This is a genomic window from Myxococcus stipitatus DSM 14675 (genome assembly GCF_000331735.1).
In the GTDB taxonomy this organism is placed as follows: Bacteria; Myxococcota; Myxococcia; order Myxococcales; family Myxococcaceae; genus Myxococcus; species Myxococcus stipitatus.
Genome location: NC_020126.1, coordinates 5,886,989 through 5,907,410 on the forward strand (window position 1 = coordinate 5,886,989; position 20,422 = coordinate 5,907,410).

Consider the following 20,422-nt stretch of genomic DNA (forward strand, 5'->3'; position numbering starts at 1 on the left):
CCTACTTCGACGGAGAGGGGCTCTCTCCGCCCGCTTCTGGAGTGGCCGGAGCGCCCTGATCCTCGAGCGGCTCGGGGGCTCCCTCGGAAGTGTTCTCCGGTGCATTCTCGGGAGCATTCGCGTCCTGGGGCAGCTGGTTCAGCAGGGAGCCCGCGCCGCCCGTGGCCGCGTCCTGCTTGTCCTCGGCGCCGTCCTTCTTCGGGTCTCCCTCGGGGCTCGCCACCGCCGCCGCCGCGTTCGCGGGCGGGGTCTTGAGCATGTTCTGGAGCCCTTGGACCTTGGCGGTGATGAGCTGTCTGTCTTGTTCGCTCGTGGACTGCATTCCCTTGCAGCGGTCGAGGAAGGCGATGGCTCGCTCCCAGCCCGAGCGCTCCGAGGCGAAGGCCCAGCCCGCGCCACACACCGCCTCCGGGAGGTTGTCTCGTGTGGCGAGCACCTTCTCGAAGGACTCTCCCGCCGCGAGCCCCTTCTTGGGGTCGCGCCCCTTCTGACCATCCAGCGCCCAGGCGAGCGAGAGGCGGGCCTCCATCGAGTCCGGCTCGAGCTCCAGCGCGCGAGAGAAGGCACGCTCCGCGCCCGCGTAGTCGCGATAGCGCAGCGCCAGCGCCCCGAGGTTGAGATAACCAGGGCTGTATTTGTCATCCAGTGACACGGCCTTCTGGAACTGCGCGAGCGCCCGGGAGCGCTCATCCAGCTTCAGGTAGACCATGCCCAGCAGGTTGTAGAGCGACGGGTCCTTCTCCGACTGCTTGCGCGCGGTGCCCACGAGCAGCTCCGCCAGCCGGTACTTCTCCCGCGCGTACGCGACATAGGCCAGGTTCTTGTACGCCCCCGGGTTGTCCTTGTTCCGCTCGAGCACCCGGCGCGCGGTGGCCTCGGACTCGTCGAGCTTCCCCGCCTGCCGATACGTCGCCGACAAGCCATTGAGCAGCATCGCGTCGTGCGAATGCCCGGGTGCCTTCAGCGCCTTCTCGAAGAGCGCAATCGCCTCCGGCCCGCGCTCCTGCTTGCGATACACCGCCGCCAGGTTGAGCACCGAGGACGTGTGCGACGGGTCTCGCTGGAGCACCTGCTCGTAGGCGCCGCGCGCATCCTCCACGCGCCCCTGCCGCTCGGCGATGAGGCCCAGGTTGAAGCGTGCGTTGAGGCTCCCCGGCGCCTTCGCCAGCACCATCTCGAAGCCATGGCGCGCGCCGTTCAGGTTCCCCGCCTCGAAGGCCTTGATGGCGGCGGCGAACTCCTCGGAGGCCGTGAGGTCCTTCGGCGGCGGAGGCTGCGGTGCCACCGCTGGGGGAGGAGGCGCCGCCGGAGGGGCCTTCGCCTGGGTCGTGACGGGCTTGGGCGTGGGGGCCGTCGCACACGCGGCCATGAAGGCCGCCGAGCCCACGAGGAGCGAGCGCCAATACCCGAGGAGTGGCCTCGTCACGGGACGCGCCTTCGTCTTGTCATGCATGCGGAGCCAGCTCATGGCCGCACCTCCTTCGCTTCGGCGGTGGGTGCCTGGGTCCTCTCCTCCGAGGCGGGAGGCGTCGGTGAGCCCTCGCGCTTCCCCGAGGGTGCGGCGGGAGCCTGCGGCGTCGAGTGGGGAACGGGCGAGGCGGCGGCCGCCGTCGCGTCCCCGGGCTCGCGCGCGAGCTCCGCCAGGGCCAGGGCATCGCTGGCGCGGAAGTCCACCTGCTTCACCTGGGCATAGGTGCCGGGGTGGAAGCGGTTCACCTGCTCCTGCGCGGCGAGCGTCCAGGGGCTGTAGACGCCCAGCTCGTAGGCCTTCTCGAGCGCCTTCTCCAGCGCCTCGTTGGCCTTGTCCTCCAGCGGCAGCGCCAGGTTCTCCAGCTCACCGCGGTACATCCCGAGCTGCTCCTCGTCGAGCCCCGTCGGGTCCGGCGAGTCCATGATGTTGCGCGCGAAGTCGGCATACGCGAGGCCGATGCGCGTCAGCGACGCGATGCCCCACTCGCCCGAGCCCGTGGCGAGCACCGCGAGGTACTCCTTCTCCACGCGCTGGATTTCGCGCTGCTTCGCGGCCAGGTCCCTGCGGATGGTGCTCACGCGGGAGAAGCGGATGTCCGAGTACCGCTTCCACGCGGGCTCCAGCGCCAGGAAGCGCGCGTGGGCATAGGCGTTGAGCATCGTGTCGTCCTTGCGCGCGGCCTCCGGCAACCGGCTCCAGGAGCGGACCAGCTCGCCCTGGAGCTGCTCCTGCTCACGTGAGTTCTTGAGGTGCTGCCACGCGAGCAGCTCGTGGTAGCGCGCCAGGTAGAGCTGCGAGGCCGTGGTGCGGGAGTCCCGGCCAAAGCCATCCGCGAAGGCGCCGAAGGCCCGCGCCGCCTCGCTCCACTTGCGCTCCTTCTCCCAGACGAGCGCCGCCGACCAGGCCACCTGCGGCACGTCCTTGCGCTCGCGGAACCGCGACACGTAGGCGTTGTAGGCGGCCACGGCCTTCTGGGCTTCCCCCGCGCCCTCCCACCACACGCCCGCGTTGAACTGGGCGTCCGCTACCCAGGCGCCCGCTTCATCCACCAGCAGCTTGCGCTCGGCGGCCAGCTGTCCGTTGCGCGAGGCCGCGTCTTCGTCCATCCCCTGGACGTCGCTCTTCTTCGGCGCAGGCTTCGCGCGAGCGCTCTTGCGCTTCTTTCCTTCCGACTCCCGAGCGCTGACCGCGGCGTCGTACGCGGAGATGAACGACTCCGCCATGAAGGCGGCCTTGCGGTAGTCAGCGACCTTCTCGTAGAGGCCCGCGAGCGTGTAGCGCGCCTTCAGCTCGAAGGGCGTGCGGGGGTACTCGGCGAGGACCCGTTCACCGGCCTCGATGCCCCGGTCCAGCTCGCCCGTCTCCTGCGCGATGGACATGGCGTAGGTGAGCGCGCGGTCCGCGTTCTCCGACCTGGGGAACTCCTTGACGAACTTGAGGAACTCCTCCGCGGCCTTCTTCGGATTCTTCTCCTGCTTGTAGACGACCTCGTCCACCCACTTGTAGTGGCTGCCTTCCACGACGCGCGACACGCGGGCCGCGAACTCGGAGCCGGGCTTGGACAGCTTCTTGTTCTCGAGGAACCGCCGCGACAACGTGGAGAGCTCCAGCCACTCCTGCCGGCTCTCCAGCACGTACATCGTGAGGTCCGCCGCGTCGCGCGAGCGCCGCTCCTCCGGGAACTTGTCGATGATTTCGCCGAAGCGGTGCGCCGCGTCCACGAAGTGGGCCCGGTCGTAGAGGATGACGGCCGCCTGGTAGCGCAGGTCGATTTCGTCCTGCGTGTCCGGGTAGAGCTTCACGAAGGTGTCGCACGCGGACACCAGGCGCTCCTCGAAGCGGGTGAGCTGCTCGGCCTCCCGCTGCTTCGCGTCGCGCTTGACGATCTTCTGCCGGGCGACGTCGCCCTTGTCCTTCTTCTCGTCGACCTTCTGTCCGTCTCGCAGGTCGCTCCGGGCGAGCTGCCCCCGCTCGATCTTCACCAGCTTGTCGTAGGCGAGGATGGCGTTGAACGCCGCGCTCTTGCGGTAGCTCTCGTTGGAGACCTCGCGCGCCGAGTCGCGGTCCGGGACCTTGAACGCGACGACGGCGTCGTACTCGGCGGCGGCGGCCTCCCACTCCTCCAGCGCCCAGAGAATCTCCGCGTAGAAGAAGCGGAGGTTGAACGCGGAGTCCGCGACGAAGTCGGGATTGGCGTTGGAGGCGAACGCATCCACGTATTGTTTGTAGATGTCTCGCGCGAGCCGGTAGGTCTCCACCTGGCGCGTCTTCTGCGCCTCCTGGTGGTACTCCGTCACCATCACCCGCATCGCCTCTTCGGTGACGTTGAAGGCGTTGCGCAGCACGGTGGCCTTGCCCTCGTTGGCCTTCCACCACTCGCCGCCGGGGCTGTAGAGGTCCACCATCCGCTTCATCTCCTTGCGGACCTGCTGACGCTGACGCAGGCCCTCGAAGGCGCGGACGATGGCTTGTTGGTACTCGGGCGCGCTGGCGCCCATCGCGTCGCTGTCGATGAGCGTGCGGTACAGGAGGATGGCGCTGTCGAAGTGGCCCGCGTCGACCAGGCCCGCCGCCGTCTTCGCGATGAGCCGCCCCTGCCGCGCCGCGGGCGCCTTCTCGCGGAAGTACGCGATGGCCTGCTTGGGCTGGTCCAGCTGGACGTAGAAGACCGTCAAGTCATTGAGCGCCTCGGTGCGCAGGTCGCCCAGCTCCGGCTGCTTCGCGGCGTAGTCCACCACCTCGTGCAGCTTCTGGAGGCCCGCGTCGTAGTCGCCGGTGTTGTAGTCACACCAGGACAGCTTGTAGACGGCGTAGCCATAGATCTTCGGCACCTTCGAATCGCGTGCCTTCTCGTAGTTGGCCTTCGCTGGGATGAGCTTGTTCGACTCGAAGTAGTGATTGCCGAGCTGGATGTAGGCGTCCGGCACGAACTGCGAGCGGGGAAACTCCTGGATGAGCTCCTCGTAGCGGGCCACGGCCTCCTCGCGCCGGCCCAGCTCGTAGAGGTTGTAGCCCATGGAGAAGAGGACTTCGTCGCGCTGCGGATAGTTCGGATACGCCTTCAGGATGTCCGCGTAGATGGCCATGGTCTCCGTGCGGAACCGCTCGCTGTCGCGATGGTCCTGCTTGGGAGCCTCGGCCTTCTCGCCGCGGGCCACGGCCTCGTCGTACTTCTTCTCCGCCGCGAGGAAGCGGTCCATCTCCAGCTGGTAGAGGTACTTGGACTTCTCCCAGTACAGCTCCGAAAGCCGGTAGAGCATCTCCGCCTTCTGCGGGTTGCCGTCCTGGAGCTTGGGGATGAGGCGCTTGAAGGCCTCGATGGCCTCGTCGCGCTTCTTGTCCGCCAGCGCGTTCTTCCTCGAGTCCGCGATGCGGGGAACGTCCGCGAACTTCGCGGTGGCGGGCTTCACGCGCGCCGGACCTCGCCGCACATCCTCGGCGGCGACTCCGGGCGGCGGCGGTGTCTTCGCCTCCGCCTTCTTCGCCTGTGCTCCCTTTCGTCCGCCCTTCTCCGCCGCACCCGAGGACTTCGACGTCGACGCCGCCGCGGGCTTCTTCACCGCCTTGCGCGCGGGCGCTTCCGCCGCCTCTCCCACCCCGCTGGCTGCGAGCGCCACGCCCACCGCCAGCGCACCGAAACGAAGCACCACCTTCATGCCAGCCCCCGCCTGTGAAGCCGCCCCGACCACCGCACCGCCGTCCGCCCGGCGACAAGGGACGAACGAAAGTAGACGCGCCCCCCTTCATTGAGAAGTGGCGGGCCACCCGCTCACGGCATCAATGCGTCTGGGTTTCCGGTGTCTTCGCCGGACAACCACGCTTCAGCGTGTATTGGTAGTAACCAATCTCGTCGATCCAGAACTCGCCCTGGAACTTCCAGTAGTTCCACGCAGGCCCCGGCATCTTGGGGCGATAGAGCGACTGACGTGTGAGCAATGCCTTCTGGTCCACTCCCGCCTGCAGCAAGTCCTTCTCGTCCAGCGCCGTCTGCACCCGGATGATCTCCGCCTGGTCGGAGAACGTCCGCAGGTTGTCCACCGCCTCGCGCATGCGGCTGCGCGCGAGCGTTCCACCCACCTGGAGCAAGGTGCCTCGCACGTCCTCCAGCGCGGCCACCGTCTGCTTCGCCAGCGGAGTGCCGCGCCAGGGCCCGGCGCGCAGGCCCTGCTTCTCCTCGTCCAGCCGCGAGAGCACCCGCATCACCTCGCGGATGCGCTCGTTGTTGCGCATCCACAGGTACACCGGACGCGGCAGCCCCTTGTTCTCCGAGGCGACCAGGTTGAACGCCTGCACCAGGTCCCCGTTCTCGGCGGCGAAGGGCTCCAGCTGCTTCGCCATGGGGCCATACAGCGCGTCGAAGGCCGCCAGCGTCGTCTTCACCTCGTCGTAGAGGCACGAGTAGTAATAGACGGTCGCCTTGAGGATCCACGACTCGGGCTGGAAGGCTCCCGCGAACTGGGGCGCGTGCAGCGCCTGGAGGCTGCCCAGGCTCCCGCCGAAGTCCTCGTTCTGGAAGCGCGCGAAGCCGTTCTCGAAGAGGGCCTGGTCCCAGTAGCGCGAGTAGCGAGGCACCTGCTCGTACGCCGCGGAGGCCTCCGCGTATTCGCCCCGCCGGTAGTGCAGCCGCCCCAGGCCGATGAGGGCCAGGTGCTGCGTCGCGCGAAGCTCCACCTGCGGCTCCGTCCCGGACAGCGCGACGTTGAAGGCGGCCAGCGCCTCCTTGTCCAGCGTGTCGCCCTCACCCGGGCGCCCCGGGAAGCGAGGGTCCGCCAGCACCACGCCCAAGAGGTAGCGCGCCTTCGAGTAGACGCGGCTGTCCTTCGGCACCGCCTCCAGCAGCGTCCGCGCCTCCTCGAAGCGCATGCGGCGCTGGCTCACCGTGCCCACCAGGTAGTTGATGCGAGCCAGCACCTCCTTGGGCAGCGTCACCCACTGGTCCCGCACCTCGTCCGAGTACGCCTGGTTGAGGATGCTGGGGATGAGGTTCTGCTCGTCGAGCTGCTGCTGCATGTCCACCAGCCCCTCCACGCCCTTGAGGTACGAGGGGTGCGAGGGCCCGGCGTTGACGATGGCCGCGTAGGAGATGAAGGCCGACACCAGCAGCCCCTCCTTCGCGAGCGACTGGGCCAGGAAGTACTCGGCCTTGCCGCGCACCTGCGCGTCACCGCCGGACTCCGAGGCCTGGAAGAAGAGCGGCGCGGCGGTGTCGAAGTCCCCCGCGTTGAAGGCGGCCAACGCGCGGTTGTAGCCACCGGAGTCCTGCTGCGCGGCCGCCGCCAGCGGCGCGAGGACGACAAGGAGTCGAAGCAGTTGGTTCATGGCGAATCGTGCCCTCATGACGCGCTCACACTCAGAAGAGGAACGAGAAGCCGGCGTAGAAGCTGATGTTGTTGAGGACGTCCGAGGAGGGCTCGGCCACCAGGTCCCTCCCCAGGATGATGTCCTCGCGGTAGTTCTTCTTCGTCTTGGGGTCCACGCCGTCGAACTTCTGGTACTTGCAGCTGCCACTCAGTTGCAGCGTGCCGAAGTCCTGACCGCTGGTGCGCGCGGCCTCCAGCTTCTCGAAGTCCGCCAGGTTGCACCCATCCACCTTGTCCACCCGGGCCGTGTAGATGAGGTCCCTCACCTCCAGGCGCAGCGCGTACGACTCGCCGAACTGGAGCCGGAAGCCGCCGCCCACCGAGCCGAGGAACTTGGTCCCCGTGTCACCGAAGCGCGCGGGCACCGTGTAGCGACGGCCCTCCACTTCGTTGGCGACCTCGGGGCGGATGAGGTGCCGCGTGGAGCCCACGCCCGCGCCCCCGCTCAGCACCAGGCTGAACTGCGCCAGCTTGTCGTCGAGGAACGCGAACTTCCCATACAGCGGCGTCACCTCCACGCCCGCCTGCGCGCCCCACACCAGGAGCAGCGACGAGGCCGCTTGCGCCTGCTCGCGCACCTTGTCGATGAGCTCGAGGTTGAAGTCGCTCTCGTTCGTGTGCCAGTTGTATTGGCCCGTCACCTGGACCGCGAAGTTCTCCTGCAGGTGGTAGCTGTAGTGCAGCGCCGTGCCCGCGTGGTTGGTGTACTTGCCGTTCACCTGGACGACGGCGGGGTACAGCGCCAGCTCGTGCTTGCTCTCGTCCGCGAAGCGCTTCTTCTGCACGATGTGCAGCGACACGTTCGGGTTGTAGAGCGGCGCGCCGTTCACCAGCTCCTGCTGCCGCGCATCCGTGGTGCGAGGCGCCTCGTCCGAGGACGCCAGCAGCGGCGCGTCATCGGGCGTCACCGGCGCGGCCTCCTCTTGCGCGTGCCCCGGCATCTCCACCACCTCCGGCACCGGCGCGCTGTCCTCCATGGGCGCGAGCGCGGGCTCCACCGACGGCACCTCCGTGGGTGCGACCGGGGCGGGACGCGACATGGGCGCCCGAGGCCGCTCCGGCTTCGGCGCGGGGCTCTCGGGAGGCGGAGGCACGGAGGTCTCCGCGCCCGGCGCGGGCACGGACGGGCTGCCCTCCAGCTGGGCGAGCACCTGCCCGGGTTCAGGAAAGCGCGGGGCGGACTGGGCCGCCGTCGCGACGAGCAGCGCGAGGGACAGAATCGGTCGCATGGTTGAGCGGGCCCTAGAAAGAGAAGGTGTAGCCAAGATCGAACTGCACCAGGTGGGTGAGCCCCGGGCTGCGCGCGGACTCTCCCGTCACACGGCCGGACTCCCACTCCTCGCGGACCAGGTTCACCCGGTACTGGTCCTTGAACACCCAGTCGCGCAGCTCCAGCCGCAGGCCGTGCCGGTTGAGGATGAAGAAGCGGAAGCCCACCGCCGCGGACACCATGGGCGCCACGCGCGTCTCCCGGACCCAGTAGTCCTCCGACGCGGAGTCCCGGTCTCCCAGCTCGCCGCGGTTGTCGCAGACGCCCTGCTCGCGGTTCACCACCTGCGAGCACTGGATGACGGAGTTGCGCTTGAAGCTGCCCATGCCCCCGCCGGCCCAGACGTAGGCCTGGAAGTGCGCGGGGAGATCAGAGACCAGGCTGAGCTTCCCGTAGATGGGCGCCCAGCGGATCCCCGCCACGCCGTGGAAGTTCATCTGCCAGAGATCTTCCAGCTCGTCGGTGACGCGCTTGTCCTCGCGCGCCAGGAAGCTCTCGGAGATGGAGCGCGCCAGGCCCGTGTGACGGCTGGCCGCGTAGCCGACCCGCGCCTCGACGGCCAACGTGTTGAAGACGTTGTAGGCCAGCCCCGCGTCGAAGAAGTAGTGCGCCGTCAGGTGCGTCTGGAGCGGCAGCCCCACCCCTAACGACACTTCCAGATGTCCGCCCGGCTCGTACAGCCGGTTGCGGACAACGACGTTGTCGAGGACGGCCTCGTCGGCCTCCTGCGCGGCAGCCCCCGCGGCCGTCAGCCACACCATCAATGGAGCAAAAACGCGAAGCGTGCGTGCGTTCATGGTTCCTGCCCGGCCCCAGGCACCTGGGTCCGCCGTGTGAGGGAGTCAACTGCCTCCCGCATCCCGGGCACCCGCCTCACCCCTCGTGCAGGTCCCTTCGTGGCGAATCCATGTGCGCACGCCTTCCACTCGCGACAAGCCACGGAGCCCCAGGGACGGAACTCTTTTCCCCCCAGAAGCCCTCGCCCCGCCCACCGGTCAACGTTTCCCGGACCGGGGATGCCCCAGCGCTGGCGACTCCCACCTCAGGGCGTCTCCACCCTGGGCACACCCCTACCCACCCCCGGGCAGCCCAGCTTCGACCCGCAAAAAGCAAACGCCCCGCCCGGATGCCCGAACGAATCGGGCCCGGAAGCGGGGCGTCTCAAGAGGGCTTCCCGGAGGAAGCCTCTCGACAGCGGATCAGGCGCGCTTGGCGGCCTTGTGCTGCTCGCGCATCGCGACCTTGATGCTGGGGCGCAGGAACACGATGCCGTTGTTGTGGCCGGGGACCGCGCCCTTGACCAGGACGAGACCCTTCTCCGTGTCCACCTCGACGACGGTCAGGTTCTGCGTGGTGACCTGATCCACGCCGTAGTGACCCGGCATCTTCTTGTTCGGGTAGGTACGGCCCGGCGTCTTACGCTGACCGATGGCGCCCGGGTGACGCTGATACTCGTGCGTACCGTGCGTCTTCGTCTGCGAACCCTTGAAGCTCCAGCGGCGCATGACGCCGGAGAAGCCGCGACCCTTGGTCACACCCGTGACATCCACGAGCTGGCCCTTGGAGAACAGGTCCGCCTTGACGGCGTCGCCCACATTGAAGGAGCTGGACTCCTCCACCGTGACGCGGAACTCCTTCACGTGGCGGCGGAACGGGACGTTGTTCTTCTTGAAGAACCCCCGCTCGCACTTGTTCAGAATCTTCTCGCGAATCTCACCAAAGCCCAGGGTGACCGCGGAGTACGAATCCTTCTCCGGGGTACGCTTGCCCACGACCTGGCAGGTGCTCACGTCGATGACCGTCACGGGAACGAGGTTGCCCTCGTCATTGAACACCTGGGTCATCCCGATTTTCTTGCCAATCAGACCCTTCACGTCGTCCTCACACTGCCAGCGCGCGTAGGCGCGGAAAAACCCAATAAAATCAATGATCTGGCCCGCGAACTACCCTGCGGTCCCCAGGAAGCGGCGCAATGTAGCAGACACGCCCATCACGTCAAGCACTACGGGCGGCAGGCCGCATCACTGTGCGCGATCAAGCCGTGGGTAGAAGGCCGTGAGCTGCGCATCAGCGATGCGCTGAGAGTACACGTCCTCCCCCAGCAGGAACAGCGCTTGATCCAGATAATCCTCGGCGGCCTTCACCTGTTCCTCCATGTTGGCGATGGATTGATCCAGGTCGGCCATGCGCTGATCATGCTCGGCCAGCCGGGCCTCGGCCTCGTCCTCCATCTCCAGGATGCGCTTGTGCGCCAGGATGCCGGGGGCGCCGGGCTGGCCGGGCTCGGGCGTGAGGGCGGTGGCCAGGCGGGCCTCCAGGTCCTCCACCTCCCGCCCCAGCCGCATCTGGGCCAGGCGGTTCTTCTTGAGGTTGGTGCGCGCGACGTCGATGCGAGCGGGGTCCTGCCGCGTCAGCTCCATGTCCTCGATCTTCTTCTCCAACTTGAGGAGGCCATCCTGGGCGTAGCGCAGCTCCGCGCGCCGGCTGGCGAGCGTCTTGCGCAGGTCCTTCACCTTGCCGTCGATGGCATCCACCGCCTTCTTCCACTTCCGGACCGTGGCGGAGAGGCCGACCTTCTCCCCTGCCTGCTCGTCCTGGAACTGCTGATAGGCGGCGTCCTCGTCGTTCATCTCCTGATCCAACCCGGCCAGCTCCTCGCGCCGGGCCACCACCGCTTCCTCCGCCTTGTAGACGCGGTCCATGGAGCGGGGGCAGTTCGGCTTGCCCGGGAGCCTGTCCCGGGCGAGGTCGCCGAGCTGAAAGATGAGGTCGTCGTAGCTCTCCTTCGCCATGGGCGGGTTTGTACGCCCAAGCGGCCCGGACTGTCACCGGGAGAGCAAGCCTCCGGCGCGTGTTTTCAGGGGTCGGCGGGCGCGGCGGCGGCGGGAGCGCTGACCATGGTGGACGAGGCCAGGGCCCCCTCGGCCAGGGCGAGCAGCTCCCGGGCACGGTCCTGCTCCTCGGTGCGGTTGAGCTCGCAGACCCAGGCGGAGGACAGGTCCGCCTGCTGGCGGGCCAGCTCGGCGGTCGTCTCATAGCGCGCGGCGGAGGCACGGGCGAAGGCGCCCTCCCGCCGCAGCTCCAGGAGCGTGTCCGCGTCCAGCTCGATCTCCTCGGGAGGCACCGGCAACGGCCCTCGTCCCAACGCGGCCAGCCGCGCGAGCAGCCTCGAGGCGTGCGCGCGGCAGAACGCGGCGAGCACCATGAGCCTCGCGCGGACTCTCGCGTCCATGATTCGCTCGGCGAGCATCGTCATCCGTCGGGCGGAGACGACCTCCGCCTCCCATGCGGCCGCCAGTGCCGCGGCCAGCCGGGTATGCCTCGCACCCATCTACGTCCCCCGATCCCTACCCTCTTCGAGCCCAACGTAGGGATGGGTGCCGCCAGATTCAACCGAGTGCCCGCTCGACCATCCAGTACCCACCAGCAGCGAGGATGCACACGGACAACACTCTCACCACCCCCCTGTGCACGGAGGGCCTGCGCTGAAGCATGCGCAGTGGCGGTAGCAACACGATGACCACGAGCGCCTGACCCAGCTCCACGCCCAGGTTGAAGCCCAGCAGCCCCTTCGCCACCGAGTCCCCCAGGCCATAGCCCGCCAGCACGCTCGCGAAGCCGAAGCCGTGCACCAGGCCGAAGAGGAAGGTGATGAGCGCGCGGTGGCGGTGCTCGCGCAGCACCAGGTTCTCCACCGCCACGTAGATGATGGACGCGGCGATGGCGGCCTCCACCCAGCGCGTGCGCTCCGCGTCCAGCACCAGCCACCCCAGCGCCGTGGCCCCCAGCGTGAGCGAGTGCGCCACCGTGAAGGAGGTCACCAGGAGCAGCACGCGCTTGAGCCCCCCGCCGACGAGCAACACCGCCAGCAGGAAGGCCAGGTGGTCCACGCCCTCGAAGATGTGGCGCATTCCCAACCCCACCCAGCCCGCGAAGCCCTCCACCGCCGACGGGGCGGCCTCTCCTGGACCTGGAATGGACAGCGACGGCTGCGCGGCATCCGCGAAGAGCGCGCCGGGGAACTCCCCTTCCGTCACGCTGCCCAGGATGACGCGATAGCCCTCCGGCAGCACCGACAGCAGGGGGTAGCGCTGGCGCAGCGCCCCCTCCGGGCAGGCGTAGGTGGCCGACAGCTCCACGAAGGTCTGCCGGACGAGCGCCGCATGGGACGTGCGCGTGCAAGGCTGACCGCCCGCGGTGAGCGGCATCGCATCCCAGACGCCCACCTCCAGCGCGGCGCGGCGCAGGTCCAGGTCCGCCTGGGACACGGCTCCGTCCGCGTCGGCGTCCGCGGGGACGAGCAGGCCCAGCGAGGCCGCCGTCAGCGTCAGGACCTGCCGCACCTCGGCCGCCCCGGGTCCGGCGCGGCGCACCTGCGTGTAGAGGATGTCCGCGTCGTGCGCGGAGGCGACGCTCGAGGCGAGCACGAACCAGCCCACGAGCAGCCGGCTCCAGGAGACCTTCGTCATGATGGCGCGCGAGCCTGCCGTCCTCGCGGGCCCGCGTCCACCCCGGGGGCACTATTCCGGGATGAGCTCCAGGTGGACCTGCTGCCGTCCGCTCAGGCCGCCATGTCTCGCGCCGCAGCGAGGACAGAAGATGAGCTGGTCCCAATCCCAGAGCATCTTCACGTCCTCGCCACAGCAGAGCATGGGAATCACGCGAAGGAGCTCGTCGGGCTCCGGGTCCATGGGCCCGGGCATCGACTCCGGCGCCACCGCGACGAACGTCGGCCTGGGATTGAGCGACAAGGTGCGGGTGACGTGTGAGAGCTGCTCGTAGCGGACGTGGTTGCCCCACGCGCGCGCCACGGACTCCAGATGCGTCTGCTGCGCGGGCGTGAGGAACGCATCGGCGCCCGCGCGGTGGCCGCAGTAGGGACAGCGCCAGACGGGCAACCCCTCCTCGCCCTCGTGTGCGTTCTCCAGCGAGAAGAAGGCTTGCAGCTTGTGGAGCAGCGCGCGGGCGTCGTGCGGGCCCGGTCGTGTCTTGAAGGGACGCAGGCAGCCGGGGCACTCACGGCGCGTGAAGCCCGCCGTGTCCCGGGGCAGGTCCACGCCCTCCGCCTCCAACCCTCGAGCCCTCATGTCACCGCCGTCCGCCGCCCCCGCGACATCACGCCCAGCACGAAGGCCCCCAGCGCGAAGAGCAGGAACAGGTGAACCCAGTTGCCTTCGGTGGAACCCGCCGTCAGTCCCAGGCACCACAACACCAGCAGGATCATCCCCATCGTCCAATACACGCGACCCACCTCCCCTCGCCCCTGGTGGAACCGCCCCAAACTAGGAACGTGGCTTCCCACCGGCAACCCGGTGTTTTTCACAGGAAGTCCGCTTCCCACTTCCGGGCATTTTTTCCGGCCGGTGAGAGGCCGCTCGGCGCGAGGGGAAGCCGTCGCCGCCGTGGATCCAAGGAGATGCACGCCCCGCACACCCGCGGAGAAACTGGCATGCCGTCTGCTTGAGTGCCCTCCCGTTGGAGCCGGATGAACACCCGGCGGCATGGGCGTGGCGGCACGGGGTGCCAGGAGGGCGGGATGAGGGGCTTGACGGTGGCGGTGGCTGCGGCGGCGATGCTCGTGAGTGGTGGGGCTGGTGCCTTCCCGGTGCAGGTACCGGTGGAGCCCCTGGGGGAGCCCGCGGAGATGACGCAGCTTCGCGTCCGGTTGGAGCAGGCGGAGGCGGAGCTGAGCGTGGCGCTCACCCGGCTCCAGGCCTATGAGGATGAGGCCGCCTATGAAGAGGCGGAGCGGCTGGGGGTGGCGGCGCAGGTGAGGGCCTCCGGGCTGCCCGAACATCAGCAGCGCCGCCTGGCGGTGGCCATCGTCCGCGAAGCGCAGAACAACGGCGTGGACCCGATGCTGGTCATCGCCGTCATCCGCTGTGAGAGCTCCTTCAACAACTATGCGGTGTCCCATGTGGGCGCGATGGGCTTGATGCAGGTGATGCCAGACACGGGGACGTGGCTTGCGGACAAGGCCGGCTTCCGGCTGGGTCGGAAGACGAACCTGTTCGACGCGGAAACCAACGTGGCCCTGGGGACGGCCTATCTGGCGGAGCTCATCGAGCGCTTCGGCACCGTGGAGAAGGCCCTGGTCGCCTACAACGCGGGCCCCACCCAGGCGCAGAAGATCCTCTCGAAGAAGGAGTCCCGCACGAGGTTCATGGCGGGCTATCCCACCAAGGTGGTGAAGGAGTTCCGCAAGCTGAAGGCACAGCAGGTGCGGGAGCTCACCACGCTGGAGGCACCCAAGACGGCGGGGCGCGAGGGTTGATGGATGGGTGACAACCGCGGCGCCTGTCACATGACAGTCGTGCAGTTGTTGCCGCGTGGAGGCTGAAATTCCTGTCCCTCCCAGTGCACTGTTCGCGCCCGGCTCGCGCAGGCCATGGACATTCCATGGTTTCCACAACCGCGAAGCTGGTCCGAAACGTGCTCCTACCGCCTGGCCCGCGTCCAAGGCACGGCGCGGACACGTCAGCCACGGGAGAGCACGACGATGGCGGGATTGGAGATCCACCGCGAGGACCTCGCAGGACAGGTCACCTTGCGGCTGGAGGGGATATTGGACGGCAAGACGGCCCTGCAGGTGCAGACGTCGTTGGAAGCCTTGCGGGGTCAACCCGTGGTGCTCGACTTCACCCACCTGCGCGAGTTCAAGGACAGCGCGGTGGGGGTGTTGACGCGGAGCATGGAGCACTCCGTGACGCTGCGCGGCCTGGCCGCCCACCATGAGCGGATGTTCCGCTACTTCGGTGTCACCACCGGCGCGGCGAGCAGTCAGCCGTACTACACCCCGGAGGACATCCTCACCCTCTGAGCAGCGGAGGGAGCGGGCGTCCTGAGCCGGACACCCGGGAGTTGGGTGTGCCGGCTCCCTGGGGAGTCGGATAGAGTGCCGGCAGATGAATCAGCCCGCCCGCGTCCTCGCCGCCGCAGCCCCCTCCCCCGCTACAGCGCACACGACGATGGACCGCATCGCCGCCGAGTTGGGGCGGGCCGTCCAGGGCAAGGAAGCCCAGGCGCGGCTGGTGACGACGTGTGTGGTCTCCGGCGGCCACCTCCTCCTGGAGGACGTGCCGGGTGTCGGCAAGACGACGCTGGCGGAGGCCCTGGCCCGCTCATGCGGGCTGAGCTTCGCGCGCATCCAGTTCACCGCGGACCTGATGCCGGCCGACATCCTGGGCGCCCAGATATTCCAGGCCCAGACGGCCACCTTCCAGTTCCGCCCCGGCCCCCTCTTCCGTCAGCTCGTGCTGGCGGATGAGCTGAACCGCGCTCCGCCCCGCACCCAATCCGCGCTGCTGGAGGCCATGGCCCAGGGCCAGGTGTCGCTGGACGGCACCACCCACGCGCTGCCCGCGCCCTTCACCGTCGTGGCCACGCAGAACCCCGTGGACTTCTCCGGCACCTACCCGCTGCCGGACTCGCAGCTGGACCGCTTCATGGTGCGCATGTCCCTGGGGCACCCCGCCCCCGAGGTGGAGGCCCGGCTCCTGGCCACGCGAGGAGGCGCCCCCGCGCTGGACGCCGTGAAGACGGTGTCGAGCCCCGAGGAGGTGGCCCAGCTGCGCGCGCTCGCGGCGGAGCAGCGGCTGGACCCCGCGGTGGCCGACTATGTGGTGCGGCTGGCCAGGGCCACCCGCGAGCACGGCGACATCGAGCGCGGGGCATCCACGCGCGCGGTGCTGGCCCTGGGGGCGGCGGCTCGGGCCCAGTCGCTGTGGGAGGCGCGCGACTTCGTGACGCCTGGAGATGTGCGGGCGGTGCTGGTGCCCTGTTGGGCCCACCGCGTGCTGCTCCGAAGCGCCGTGCAGGGCGTGACCGCACGCGATGAAGCGGCGCACCTGCTGGAGGAGCTGGTCCGAAAGGTTCCGGCGCCCCGGTGAAGCGGAAGCAGCAGCAGCGCTGGGCGCGGCTTCGCGCCTGGCTCACCCCGCCGCGCACCCTGAAGGTGACGCGCATCGGCCGCACCTATCTGGTGGTGACCTTCGGCGTGGGCCTGGGCGCGCTCAACACCGGCAACAACCTGCTCTATCTGCTGCTCGGCCTGCTGCTGAGCATGGTGGTGGTGTCGGGAGTCCTCTCGGAGCGGTGTCTCCGGGACTTGTCCGTGCGGCGCGTGGGCACGGATGAAGCCTTCGCCGGTGAGCCCTTCGCCTTCCGCTGGGCGGTCTCCCGCAAGCAGGGCCACGCCTTCGCCCTCACGCTCTCGGAGGAAGGCGCGCCCCTCGCGGGGGGCGGTGGCGTGGGCTACCTGCCCGCGGGCGTGGAGCACGTCGTGCGGGCCAACCTCACCGCGACCCGGCGAGGCCCCGTGCGCCTGACGGGCGTGCGGGTGACGACGACGTGGCCGCTGGGGTTGTTCGCCAAGACGCGGATGTTGCCCGTGGACGGGCTGCTGCTCGTCTATCCCCGGCGCGGTTACGCCTGTCAGGACCCGGGCGACGCGGAGCGAGGCCCCGTCGGGGAGGCGGGCAATCCCCGCCGCAATGACGGCAGCGGTGACGTGACGGGCTTGAGGGAGCTCGCCGAGGGAGAAGACGCCCGGCGCATCCACTGGCTCAAGAGCGCGTCGGTGGGAAAGCTGCTGCGCGTGGAGCGCGAGCGCGAGGAGCGCCGCACCTGGATGCTGGTGGTGGAGCCGGGCCTCGAGGGCGACGCCTTGGAGCGGCGCTGCGAGGAGGTGGCGGCCCTGTCCCACCGGCTGCTGGGCGAGGGACATGAGGTGGGCCTCGACACGGGCGAGCGGAGGATCCGCTCCGGCGCAGGCAACGCACAGGAGCGGCGCATCCTCCGCGCCCTGGCGTGGCTGGGCTTCGAGGGCGAGCGCGCGGAGAAGGACGAGGAGGCGGCATGAGGCAAGGCGCGCGGCTGCGGCTGGTGCTCAGGGACCTGGCCTCCGGATGCGCCTTCGCGTCCATGGCGGTGTCGGGCCAACTGCCGCTGTGGACGTTGGGCCTCTACTGCGTGGGGCTGGTGGCGGCGCTCGCGGGCAAGCGCCTGTTCGCCCGCCGCGCGAAGCTCACCGCGCTCCTGCTGCTGGGGGTCGCGGCCGTGCTCGTCCTGAACGTCACCTCGGGCACCCTCAACCTGGTGGTGGCGGCGTGTGCCTTCGCGGGGCTCATCTCCGCGCACCGGTTGTTGTCCGCCCCCGACCCGGCCACGGACGGACAGGTGCACCTGTCCGGGCTGCTGATGGTCGCGGGCGGCGCGGCGCTGTCGGGCGAGCTCGTGTACGGCCTGTTCCTCATCGCGTTCGGCGTGCTGGCCAGCCTCTCGCTGGCGCTGGGCGTGGTGGAGGCCGCCGTTCCAGAGGGCGAGCCGCTCCCGGTGCGCGCGGTGATGCCGCCGCTGTCCGTGGGCGTGGGCTTCGCCGTGGCCGGGGCCATGGCCTTCTTCATCCTCTTCCCCCGGCTCAACTGGAACATGACGGGGCCTCGCGCGGCGCCGGGGTTGGGGCCCGCGACCACGGGCTTCTCCAACACCGTGCGCCTGGGTGGTACGGGGACCATCAAGGGCAACCCGCGCGTCGTCCTGCGCGCCACGCTGAACCCGGACCCGGGCGGGGACGCCCTGGGCGCCTACTGGATTGGCCGCACCTACGACATCTTCGACGGACAGGAGTGGACGAGCGCGGGCGGCGTGAAGCGCATGCGCGAGCCGCTGCTGACGCTGCGCCCCGGTGGCGACAACCTGGTCCACCAGCGCGTGGAGCTGTTGCCCGCCTATGGAGGCCAGACGCTCATCGCCCTCGAGACCCCGTCGAGGCTGGGCAACGCGGTGGCCAACAGCACCACCGGCAGCCGCCGCGCGCCCCTTCAAGAGATGTATGGCGGCGAGGCGCGCTTCGCGGAGCCCGGGCTCTCCTATTCCTATGAGGCCTACAGCCTTCCGCCCGGAGGCAGCGGGGACTCGTTCCGGCGGCTGCCCTCGGTGGAGCAGGACGCGCTGCTCGCGCTGCCGGAGGCCTTGGACCCTCGCGTCTCCCAGACCGCGGCGCGCATCCTCAACGGCGAGCGCGAGCCCCTGGCCGCCGCGCAGAAGCTGGCCGCCTGGCTCCAACGCGAGTTCACCTACACGCTGGAGCTGAGCGGAGACCATGACGACCCGCTCGCGGACTTCCTCTTCGAGCGCAAGGCCGGCCACTGCGAGCACTTCGCCACCGCGCTCACGTTGATGCTGCGCACGCAGGGCATCCGCGCGCGGCTGGCCACCGGCTTCTTCGGCGGTGAGCGGGTGAATGACGCGTACATCCTCCGTGCGGGCGACGCCCACGCGTGGACCCACGTGCTGGTGCCCGAGCGCGGCTTCGTCACCGTGGATGCGACGCCTCCGGCGCACCGCCCCAGCCAGGGCTCGAAGTGGGTGCAGCAGCTGCTCGCGCTGTACGAAGCCCTGGAGTCGCGATGGCGCAACTCCGTGGTCGACTACTCCTTCCGAGACCAGGTCGATGTCGCGCGCGCCCTGGTGCGCCCGCCCAAGGGATCCGAGAAGGCCGAGCAGCGCCGCCTGCCTCCCCCCCGCGCCTGGGGCGCCGCGCTGGTGGCCGGCCTGGTCGTCTATGTCGCGTGGAGGGCGGTGACCCGCCTCGCGGGGCGGCCGCGGCCGCTCGACGCCACGCGCTTCGTGGACGCGGTGGAGGCCGTGCTCGCCTCGGCGGAGGTCTCACGCCGCACGGAGGAGACGCTCGAGGAGCTCGATGCGAGGCTCGCGCGAGAGCACCATCCGCTCACCGGCGCGCTCTCCCCTGTCACCCGCCGCTACCTGGAGGCCCGCTTCGGCGGCCGTCCCTTGCGTCAGGGTGAGGCGAGGCAGTTGCTGCGCACGCTCGAGGAAGCCGTCACGCAGCACACGCGGCTGACGGCCCGGGCCTCGCGCGCATCCTGAGCGACGCGGGCTCCTGGGTGAACGTCTCGCACGCCTGAGGTCGCCTGCTCTCCGGGCGTCCCCTCGCGCGCGAAAAAAGCCCCCGGACAGCATCCAGCGGCGTCGTTAGCGGTTCCTTCACGGGAAGGTGGATGCGGCCCTCGAGGTCCTCTCGCCAGAGGCTCCCTTGCCTGCTGAGTGGGGGCCGCTCGCTCGCCCGGTGCCAGGGTGAAACACGCCTTGGCGCTCCTCCCTGGAGGCGTCTCGTGCATCGACGGGCACATTCTACAGCCGCGAAGTCGCGCCGAGTTCCCATGCCGGCCGTAACGGTTACAGCCCTTCTTCTTTGTACATGAGCGCCGCCGACGCCAACCCCCCGCAGACATTGGGGAAGGCGCGGAGCACCGCCCTGGCACCGCGGTTGCTCCAGACAGACACCGTTCAGTCATCACGCGGTCCGAAAACCTAGCGGCCTCATCATCGGCGAGGCCCCACGTCGGGAGAACCCATCCATGCAGGCGTCCACCGAGCAGTCGTCCAACTCTGGCTCCCTGGCGATGTACCTCTCGGAGATCAACCACTACAACCTCCTCACCGTGGAGGAAGAGCAGGCGCTGGCGCGCACCTTCATCCGAGGAGAGCTGGCCGCGGGCCACCGGCTCGTCACCTCCAACCTTCGCTTCGTCGTGAAGGTCGCCTACGAGTACCGCTCCTACGGCATCAAGATGTCGGACCTCATCCAGGAGGGAAACATCGGCCTGATGAAGGCGGTGCAGAAGTTCGACCCGGACAAGGGCATCCGCCTCATCTCGTACGCGGTCTGGTGGATTCGCGCATACATCCAGAACTACATCCTCAAGAGCTGGTCGCTCGTGAAGCTCGGCACCACGCAAGCGCAGCGAAAGCTGTTCTTCAGCCTGGCGCGCACCCGGCGCGAGCTGGAGAAGTTCGGCAACGGCGAGGCCGTCGTCAACGTGGAGGAGATTGCTCGCCGGCTGCACGTGAAGCCAGGCGAGGTGCGGGAGATGGAGCAGCGCATGGGCGGCCGGGACTTGTCCCTGGACGCGCCCATGGGTGAGGACGGCGGCAACAGCCACGTGGACTTCGTGGTCAGCGCCGCCGCGCCCCAGGACGATGAGTTCGCCGACAAGGAAGAGGCGGGCCTCATCAACGCCCGCGTCCGCACCGCGCTGATGCGCCTGGACCCTCGCGAGCGCTTCATCATCGAGCAGCGGGTCATGAACGAGCGACCCATGACGCTCAAGGAGCTGGGCGAGCATTTCGGGTTCTCCCGGGAACGGGCCCGTCAGCTGGAGATTCGCGCCAAGGACAAGCTGAAGGCGGAGCTGGCGGCGCTGATGGCGGAGGTGGACCCGGAGGCGGCGTCCCTGCAGCAGTAGGGCCCATGTGACGCGGCAAGTCGGCCCTCCGCCGTGGGGAGGGCCCCTCGAG

17 protein-coding genes are annotated in these 20,422 nt (G+C 69.2%); 6 read left to right on the forward strand and 11 right to left on the reverse strand.

Features of this window, described 5'->3' with window-relative positions:
- Nucleotide 1 precedes the first annotated feature (1 nt).
- From MYSTI_RS22605 to MYSTI_RS22655, 11 genes are all read right to left on the reverse strand, one after another.
- Nucleotides 2-1,468, reverse strand: coding sequence for a tetratricopeptide repeat protein (locus tag MYSTI_RS22605; protein WP_015350112.1), 1,467 nt, complete (start codon nt 1,466-1,468; stop codon nt 2-4).
- A complete protein-coding gene (locus tag MYSTI_RS22610; RefSeq protein ID WP_015350113.1) occupies nt 1,465-5,127 on the reverse strand; it encodes a tetratricopeptide repeat protein in 3,663 nt (1,220 codons plus the stop codon). The genes MYSTI_RS22605 and MYSTI_RS22610 overlap by 4 nt, the downstream gene beginning before the upstream one ends.
- A gap of 121 nt (nt 5,128-5,248) precedes the next feature.
- Nucleotides 5,249-6,790: a tetratricopeptide repeat protein gene (locus MYSTI_RS22615; protein ID WP_015350114.1), complete on the reverse strand. Its 1,542-nt coding sequence runs from the start codon at nt 6,788-6,790 to the stop codon at nt 5,249-5,251.
- A 31-nt stretch (nt 6,791-6,821) separates the two neighbouring features.
- Entirely contained in the window at nt 6,822-8,060 is a 1,239-nt protein-coding gene (locus MYSTI_RS22620) for an outer membrane beta-barrel domain-containing protein (protein ID WP_015350115.1), read from the reverse strand.
- A gap of 13 nt (nt 8,061-8,073) precedes the next feature.
- Nucleotides 8,074-8,898 carry an outer membrane beta-barrel domain-containing protein gene (locus MYSTI_RS22625; protein ID WP_015350116.1) on the reverse strand — a complete coding sequence of 275 codons (825 nt, stop codon included), beginning with the start codon at nt 8,896-8,898 and terminating at the stop codon, nt 8,074-8,076.
- Nucleotides 8,899-9,300: 402 nt separating this feature from the next.
- On the reverse strand, nt 9,301-9,975 hold the full coding sequence (gene rplC, locus MYSTI_RS22630) for a 50S ribosomal protein L3 (RefSeq protein ID WP_015350117.1): 675 nt from the start codon (nt 9,973-9,975) through the stop codon (nt 9,301-9,303).
- A 147-nt stretch (nt 9,976-10,122) separates the two neighbouring features.
- Complete coding sequence (locus MYSTI_RS22635; protein WP_015350118.1) at nt 10,123-10,893, reverse strand: hypothetical protein; 771 nt, start codon at nt 10,891-10,893, stop codon at nt 10,123-10,125.
- 65 nt (nt 10,894-10,958) lie between these two features.
- Nucleotides 10,959-11,432, reverse strand: coding sequence for a hypothetical protein (locus tag MYSTI_RS22640; protein WP_015350119.1), 474 nt, complete (start codon nt 11,430-11,432; stop codon nt 10,959-10,961).
- Between the two features lie 58 nt (nt 11,433-11,490).
- Complete coding sequence (locus tag MYSTI_RS22645; protein ID WP_015350120.1) at nt 11,491-12,570, reverse strand: HupE/UreJ family protein; 1,080 nt, start codon at nt 12,568-12,570, stop codon at nt 11,491-11,493.
- Nucleotides 12,571-12,621: 51 nt separating this feature from the next.
- Nucleotides 12,622-13,188 carry a hypothetical protein gene (locus tag MYSTI_RS22650; protein WP_015350121.1) on the reverse strand — a complete coding sequence of 189 codons (567 nt, stop codon included), beginning with the start codon at nt 13,186-13,188 and terminating at the stop codon, nt 12,622-12,624.
- Nucleotides 13,185-13,343, reverse strand: a complete 159-nt coding sequence (locus MYSTI_RS22655; protein ID WP_144370132.1) for a lmo0937 family membrane protein — start codon at nt 13,341-13,343, stop codon at nt 13,185-13,187. The genes MYSTI_RS22650 and MYSTI_RS22655 overlap by 4 nt, the downstream gene beginning before the upstream one ends.
- A 294-nt stretch (nt 13,344-13,637) precedes the next feature.
- Between MYSTI_RS22655 and MYSTI_RS22660 the strand changes: the two genes are divergently transcribed.
- The 6 genes from MYSTI_RS22660 (at nt 13,638) to MYSTI_RS22685 (ending at nt 20,370) form a co-directional block, all read left to right on the forward strand.
- Nucleotides 13,638-14,375, forward strand: coding sequence for a lytic transglycosylase domain-containing protein (locus MYSTI_RS22660; protein ID WP_015350123.1), 738 nt, complete (start codon nt 13,638-13,640; stop codon nt 14,373-14,375).
- Between the two features lie 225 nt (nt 14,376-14,600).
- Complete coding sequence (locus tag MYSTI_RS22665) at nt 14,601-14,921, forward strand: STAS domain-containing protein (RefSeq protein ID WP_015350124.1); 321 nt, start codon at nt 14,601-14,603, stop codon at nt 14,919-14,921.
- Nucleotides 14,922-15,006: 85 nt separating this feature from the next.
- Complete coding sequence (locus MYSTI_RS22670; RefSeq protein WP_015350125.1) at nt 15,007-15,990, forward strand: AAA family ATPase; 984 nt, start codon at nt 15,007-15,009, stop codon at nt 15,988-15,990.
- A complete protein-coding gene (locus MYSTI_RS22675) occupies nt 15,987-16,961 on the forward strand; it encodes a DUF58 domain-containing protein (RefSeq protein WP_015350126.1) in 975 nt (324 codons plus the stop codon). Before MYSTI_RS22670 ends, MYSTI_RS22675 begins: the two co-directional genes overlap by 4 nt.
- Nucleotides 16,958-18,991 (forward strand): transglutaminase TgpA family protein, encoded by a 2,034-nt coding sequence (locus MYSTI_RS22680; protein WP_015350127.1) that lies wholly within the window; start codon nt 16,958-16,960, stop codon nt 18,989-18,991. The genes MYSTI_RS22675 and MYSTI_RS22680 overlap by 4 nt, the downstream gene beginning before the upstream one ends.
- Before the next feature lie 491 nt (nt 18,992-19,482).
- Entirely contained in the window at nt 19,483-20,370 is an 888-nt protein-coding gene (locus MYSTI_RS22685) for an RNA polymerase factor sigma-32 (protein WP_015350128.1), read from the forward strand.
- Nucleotides 20,371-20,422: the final 52 nt, after the last annotated feature.